Source organism: Scytonema sp. UIC 10036, from assembly GCF_009725235.1.
The window spans coordinates 1-6,034 of the sequence record NZ_WJFC01000362.1 but is presented as its reverse complement, the minus strand read 5'-3'; the positions used below and the strand labels follow the sequence as shown (position 1 = coordinate 6,034).

Below are 6,034 nucleotides of genomic sequence, written 5' to 3'. Positions count from 1 at the left end.
GTGTTTGACCTATATATATTTCACAAATCAAATAGAATTGCTATAAAAAACCCGGTATTTGAGAAATACCGAGTTTATTAAAACATCAATGTTATGCTCTAGATTTAAGCAGAGTAAACATCGTAGACAAGTTTGTAATTAGCTCCTTCCCTGGTGAAAGAGAGTGCTAAATTTGTTCCTCTTTGCCAAGAATAAATTTTGTTTTCTCCTAAAAATTCATCATTACTTGGCCAGGAATCATTTTCCCAAAGAGACAGTGTATCAAACGTACCACTGATATTGAATTTTTTATCAATAGTGTGAGTGCCATTTCCAACACCTTCTTTAGACCAAATCGTTTTGCCATCAACTTGTAAGTAAGGTTCATCTTGGGGCCATTCTTGAGTGTCGTAAACAACAAAATGTTTGAGATGAACTTGAGCAGTACCACCGCTCAGTATCGCTCCTTCTTCTGCAGTCATTTCAGTAAACAGTTGTGCTTGAGAAATAGAAGTAGACATATTTGAATCCTTGATTTTTCTGGTTTGAGTTTGTAGGTTTTTCATTAGAAAGCTTGTCAGCTTTCCAGCGTCGGTATGTTTGAGAATTGGTTGTGTAGAATTTACTCTATTGAGTTATTGAATTTAGAGACCTGAAAAATCTCAAGTTTAAACAGAGTAAACATCATAGACAAGTTTGTAATTAGCTCCTTCCCTAGTGAAAGAAAGTTCCAAATCTGTTCCTCTTTGCCAAGAATAAATTTTGTTTTCTCCTAAAAATTCATCATTACTTGGCCATGAGTCATTTTCCCAAAGAGAAAGAGTATCAGAGTATCCTTCTATATCAAATGTCTTCCCAACATCATGATAACCATTTCCGACATTTTCTTTAGACCAAATAGTTTTACCATTGACTTGTAAGTAAGGTTCATCTTGGGGCCATTCTTGGGTATCGTAGACGTGAAAATATTTGAGGTTAACTCTTGCGGTACCACCACTAAGTATTGCTCCTTCTTCTGCAGTCATTTCAGTAAATAGTTGTGCTTGAGAAATAGAATTAGACATTTGTGAATCCTTGATTTTTTCTGGTTTGAGTTTGTAGTTTTTCATTGGAAAGCTTGTTAGCTTTCCAGCGTTAGTATCTTTGAGAATTGGTCTATAGAATTTACTCTATTGAGTTATTGAATTTAGAGACCTGAAAAATCTCAAGTTTAAACAGAGTAAACATCATAGACAAGTTTGTAATTAGCTCCTTCCCTGGTGAAAGAGAGCGATAAATCTGTTCCTCTTTGCCAAGAATAAATTTTGTTTTCTCCTAAAAATTCATCATTACTTGGCCAGGAATCGTTTTCCCAAAGAGACAGTGTATCAAACGTACCACTGATATTGAATTTTTTATCAATAGTGTGAGTACCATTTCCAACACCTTCTTTAGACCAAATCGTTTTGCCATCAACTTGTAAGTAAGGTTCATCTTGGGGCCATTCTTGAGTGTCGTAAACAACAAGATGTTTGAGATGAACTTGAGCAGTACCACCGCTCAGTATCGCTCCTTCTTCTGCAGTCATTTCAGTAAACAGTTGTACTTGAGAAATAGAATTAGACATTTGTGAATCCTTGATTTTTTCTAGTTTGAGTTTGTAGGTTTTTCGTTGGAAAGCTTGTTTGTTGCTTTCTATTGTTAGTATGATTTATCTTTTTGTAAAAGAGTTGAGCTAAATTCAGGAGTGTTTGAATTAATTTCTATTCCAATAAGTCAGAAAAAGTCATAAAATTCAGGTAAATTCAGATTATTCTCACAACTTGAGCTTCACAAACTAGGTTTCTGTAGGAGAAATCAAGGCTTGTAGGTAGGGCAATACCCAATACTGCAAGGGCTGAGACATAAATTTCACAACACGTAGGTTGGGTTGAGGAACGAAACCCAACATCTAGAAGCATTTGTTAGGTTTCGCACACGGTAAACCCAACAAAGCTAAAATTCTCAGCCCTTGCAGTATTGGGGCAATACCCACGCTACAGTACTTAAAATTTTTCATAAGTACCTATGCATAAATATTTAGACATTTTTTAACCCGAATGAAATCGTTGTATTCCTTTTCTGTTCCCCGTTCCCTATTCCCTGTTCCCTTGCCTAACCTAAATGCATAATTTATTTTGCACGACTACTTAAATGATTTAGTATTGCTATATGTAACACTAGTATTGCGTTCTCAAGCTAAGCTCATGTGGCTACATCTGACGAACGATAAAAATTATTATTTTCAAATAAACTATGGATTTCAATTTAAATGAAGCGATTGAAACAGCCAATCAAGTTGTACATTCAAAATTCAACAGAAAATTAACAGATCTTGAAATCGTGATTTTGAAAGGGGCTTGGCAGCGTGAAGATTACGACACGATCGCAGCCAAACAGCAATATGCTACAACCTACATTAGTCAAGATGTAGCGCCCAAATTCTGGAAACTGTTAAGTGATGCTTTAGGAGAAAAAGTTAAGAAAAGTAACTTTAAGGAAGCGTTAAAAAGGTATTGGGAGAAACGATCCTTCAGTGAAGTCAATCGCGATTTACAAGTTTTAGCGGGCAAAGAGAGAGATAAACAGACTTCTAAAAACATTGCTAGTAACAAAGAAGACTTTCTAAAACAGAATACGCAAATTTATCAAGAACAAACTCAAGCAGAGAAGAACGAAGTTTCAAAAATGGAGGTTTATGTAGAACGTCCTCCTATAGAATCATTGTGCTACGAACATATTTTACAACCAGGTTCTCTCATTCGGATCAAAGCCCCTAGTCTTATGGGGAAAACATATTTAATGACACGAGTGTTGAATCAAATAGCAAAAAAAGACTACTCTATTGTTTACTTGAGTTTTAAACTGGCAGAGCGGAGCATACATTTTACTAACCTTAATAAGTTCTTGCGTTGGTTTTGCATAAATATCAGTCGCGAACTTCGGTTACCTGTAGAATTGGATGAATACTGGGATGAAGAGGGTATGGGTTCTAAAGTCAGTTGTACAACGTATTTTGAGGAATATCTTTTGACTGAACTCGAAAATCCCCTCGTACTTTGCTTGGATGATGTCGATTTACTTTTTCCCTATCCTGAAATTTACGAAGACTTTTTTGGGTTACTGCGTTCTTGGTATGAAAAGGCAAGAAGTCGCAGGCTTTGGCAAAAGCTACGGTTAGCAATTCTACACTCAACTGATGTTTATATTCAACTCAATATTAATCAATCCCCGTTTAATGTCGGGTTACCTATTGAGTTGTCTGAGTTTACTCAGGAGCAAGTCTTAACCTTGTCTCAGCAACATGGGCTTGCGATCGCTACAAATTCAGTTGCACAATTAATGGAATTATTAGGAGGACACCCTTACCTGCTAGAATTGGCTTTTGCTCATCTTAAAGGTCATCCGGATATAACAGTAGATCGACTTTTAGCGGAAGCACCGACTGAAGCTGGTATTTACCGCCCTCATTTATGGAAATACTGGTTAGATTTGCAAGAACGCCCCAGATTAGCAGCTGCTTTTAAACAAGTTATTGATGCAACCGATCCCGTACACATAGAACCTATGTCAGCTTATCAGTTACAAAGTATGGGATTAGTAAAACTATCCGGTAATAAAGTACATCCCCGTTGTAATTTATACCGTCAGTATTTTCAAATACGTTTGATCGGTGGCGAACAAACATAAAAAATCCCACTCGTGCAAGACGGTGGGAATAAACTACTTCCTTGGGAAATCTCATTCTTAAGTTACAAAAGTGGCAGCCAAGCGGTTGAATAAAATGCACCGATTGCTGCAAAAAGCAAGGAAAAGAAAAGAGTTTCTACTCTGTCTGCCCCTTTTTGTCATGAATTTCCTTAAAAGGAAAGTCAGCCTTTAACTGGGTTGAAATCAATATTGCGTCCTAGACGAGTTCAATGTCCCAACTAGGAACAAAGCTGGTATTACCAGAGGTTTCAACGGTTGCAAATTGAGTTCCCAAGAAGGATAGAGCTTTTGTAGTAGCGTTGTAACTAAAGTTGGAAACGCTAGTAGCACCAAATCCTGCTTTGGAAATCGTAATTTTATCGCCTTGAGTCCAGTTAAAGTCTTTGATAGCATCAATCCCTTCAAACTTAGACTGAAAGACAAATTTATCAGCCCCGGAACCTCCCCAGAGGGTGTCCTTACCATAACCACCTACAAGAACGTCGTCTCCTGCTTCTCCATATAGGTAGTCATCGCCGTAGCCACCATCAAGGTAGTCATTGCCGTTGAAACCTAACAGAGTATCATTGTTCCATTCTCCAAAGAGAACATCATTGCCATTCCAACCATCAACATAATCGTTACCAGCCCCAGCAAAAACAACGTCGTCTCCATCACCTGGTTTGATGTTATCGGCATTGTAGGTTCCGAAAAGTACGTTCTTTGCAGCAGTTCCGTTAATATCCATCTTGATTTCTCCTAAAAAAAGTGTAAGTCGATCTGTACTAGGTAAGTTCAGGTTCTATCAGAAGTTTGCTTCCGATTTAAACCCTCATTTACTTAACGGAGGGGGAAAATAGATTTATGCGGATGTCAAAAAGTTTTTACATTTGTTAACAATAGATTTGGGGTTAGTTGTTAGTTGTTAGTTGTTAGTGGTTGGTAGGGTTGCGGCAGTCTTACACTCGGAGCTAAATTAGTTCATTTGTACTAAAAACGTGAGCAGCTTGCAAAAGGAATTATTAAAAGACAAAAATCGATAAAGTTTCTGGTATATCCTTTAATAGGTAAGAATTTGCCTATTAAAGTAACGATGAAGCTTGCAGGACGAGTTAGTCAGGTAACGCCTTCCATAACCTTAGCCATCGCAGCAAAAGCCAAGGCGATGAAGGCAGACGGTATAGATGTTTGTAGTTTTAGCGCAGGAGAACCAGATTATGACAGTCCGGCGCACGTCAAAGCTGCTGCACAAAAAGCCCTGGATGATGGTAAGACTAAGTATGGACCAGCCTCTGGAGAACCAAAGTTACGGGAAGCTATTGCCCGCAAGCTAAAAACTGATAATGGTTTGGATTATAAAGCAGAAAATGTCATCGTCACGAATGGCGGCAAACATTCTTTGTTTAATTTGATACTAGCCTTGATTGAATCAGGTGATGAGGTGATTATCCCTGCCCCCTACTGGTTAAGCTATCCTGAAATGGTAACGCTTGCAGATGGGGTTTCAGTCATCGTCTCTACGGATGCTTCTACGGGCTATAAAATTACTCCAGATCAGTTACGTAAATCGATTACCCCCAAGACAAAGTTATTGATTCTCAACTCGCCATCTAATCCGACAGGGATGGTTTATACACCAGATGAAATCAAAGCAATAGCTGAGATTGTCGTTGAGAAAGATATTTTTGTCGTTTCTGACGAGATTTACGAAAAAATTCTCTATGACGGAGCAAAACACGTCAGTATTGGATCGCTCGGAGAAGAAATTTTTGCTCGAACCATCATTAGTAATGGTTTTGCCAAAGCTTACTCTATGACAGGATGGCGCATAGGATACTTGGCAGGACCGCTCGATTTGATTAAAGCAACGATTACGATTCAAAGCCACAGTACATCTAATGTATGTACTTTTGCTCAATACGGTGCGATCGCAGCTTTGGAAGGTTCCCAAGACTGTGTCGAAGAAATGCGCCAAGCTTTCGCACAACGGCGACAGGTGATGTTGGAAAGACTGAACGCGATTTCCGGACTCACCTGTATCAAACCTGACGGTGCTTTCTACCTATTCCCCGATATTAGCAAAACCGGGCTAAAATCTCTAGATTTCTGTAACGCCTTGCTAGAAAAAGAGCAAGTCGCAGTTATTCCAGGAATAGCCTTTGGTGCTGATGATAACATTCGCCTTTCCTATGCTACGGATATGGCAACAATTGAAAAAGGAATGGACAGATTGGAAAGGTTTGTGAAAGGAGTTATTGGTTAGTGGTTAGTGGTTAGTGGTTAGTGGTTAGTGGTTAGTGGTTAGTGGTAAGTGGTTAGTGGTTAGTAGTGAGATCAAAATATTAAA

Annotated in this window: 6 protein-coding genes; 2 read left to right on the top strand and 4 right to left on the bottom strand. The window is 38.4% G+C overall.

The window, feature by feature from the left end:
• Positions 1 to 104: 104 nt before the first annotated feature.
• The 3 genes from F7734_RS60080 to F7734_RS60070 form a co-directional block, all read right to left on the bottom strand.
• Complete coding sequence (locus F7734_RS60080; protein WP_155753651.1) at positions 105 to 500, bottom strand: hypothetical protein; 396 nt, start codon at positions 498 to 500, stop codon at positions 105 to 107.
• Between the two features lie 147 nt (positions 501 to 647).
• Positions 648 to 1,043 (bottom strand): hypothetical protein, encoded by a 396-nt coding sequence (locus tag F7734_RS60075; RefSeq protein ID WP_155753650.1) that lies wholly within the window; start codon positions 1,041 to 1,043, stop codon positions 648 to 650.
• Between the two features lie 146 nt (positions 1,044 to 1,189).
• On the bottom strand, positions 1,190 to 1,585 hold the full coding sequence (locus F7734_RS60070) for a hypothetical protein (protein ID WP_155753649.1): 396 nt from the start codon (positions 1,583 to 1,585) through the stop codon (positions 1,190 to 1,192).
• 668 nt (positions 1,586 to 2,253) lie between these two features.
• On the opposite strand from F7734_RS60070, the gene F7734_RS60065 reads away from it, so the two are divergent.
• A complete protein-coding gene (locus F7734_RS60065) occupies positions 2,254 to 3,687 on the top strand; it encodes an AAA-like domain-containing protein (protein WP_155753648.1) in 1,434 nt (477 codons plus the stop codon).
• A gap of 217 nt (positions 3,688 to 3,904) precedes the next feature.
• Here F7734_RS60065 and F7734_RS60060 read toward each other — a convergent pair whose 3' ends face one another.
• On the bottom strand, positions 3,905 to 4,435 hold the full coding sequence (locus F7734_RS60060) for a calcium-binding protein (RefSeq protein WP_155753647.1): 531 nt from the start codon (positions 4,433 to 4,435) through the stop codon (positions 3,905 to 3,907).
• 345 nt (positions 4,436 to 4,780) lie between these two features.
• Between F7734_RS60060 and F7734_RS60055 the strand changes: the two genes are divergently transcribed.
• Positions 4,781 to 5,950 carry a pyridoxal phosphate-dependent aminotransferase gene (locus F7734_RS60055; RefSeq protein ID WP_155753652.1) on the top strand — a complete coding sequence of 390 codons (1,170 nt, stop codon included), beginning with the start codon at positions 4,781 to 4,783 and terminating at the stop codon, positions 5,948 to 5,950.
• Positions 5,951 to 6,034 lie beyond the last annotated feature (84 nt).

Coding starts and splice junctions, on each gene's coding strand:
- F7734_RS60080 (WP_155753651.1), bottom strand. CDS start 500: ATGTCTACTTCTATTTCTCAAGCACAACTGTTTACTGAAATGACTGCA.
- F7734_RS60075 (WP_155753650.1), bottom strand. CDS start 1,043: ATGTCTAATTCTATTTCTCAAGCACAACTATTTACTGAAATGACTGCA.
- F7734_RS60070 (WP_155753649.1), bottom strand. CDS start 1,585: ATGTCTAATTCTATTTCTCAAGTACAACTGTTTACTGAAATGACTGCA.
- F7734_RS60065 (WP_155753648.1), top strand. CDS start 2,254: ATGGATTTCAATTTAAATGAAGCGATTGAAACAGCCAATCAAGTTGTA.
- F7734_RS60060 (WP_155753647.1), bottom strand. CDS start 4,435: ATGGATATTAACGGAACTGCTGCAAAGAACGTACTTTTCGGAACCTAC.
- F7734_RS60055 (WP_155753652.1), top strand. CDS start 4,781: ATGAAGCTTGCAGGACGAGTTAGTCAGGTAACGCCTTCCATAACCTTA.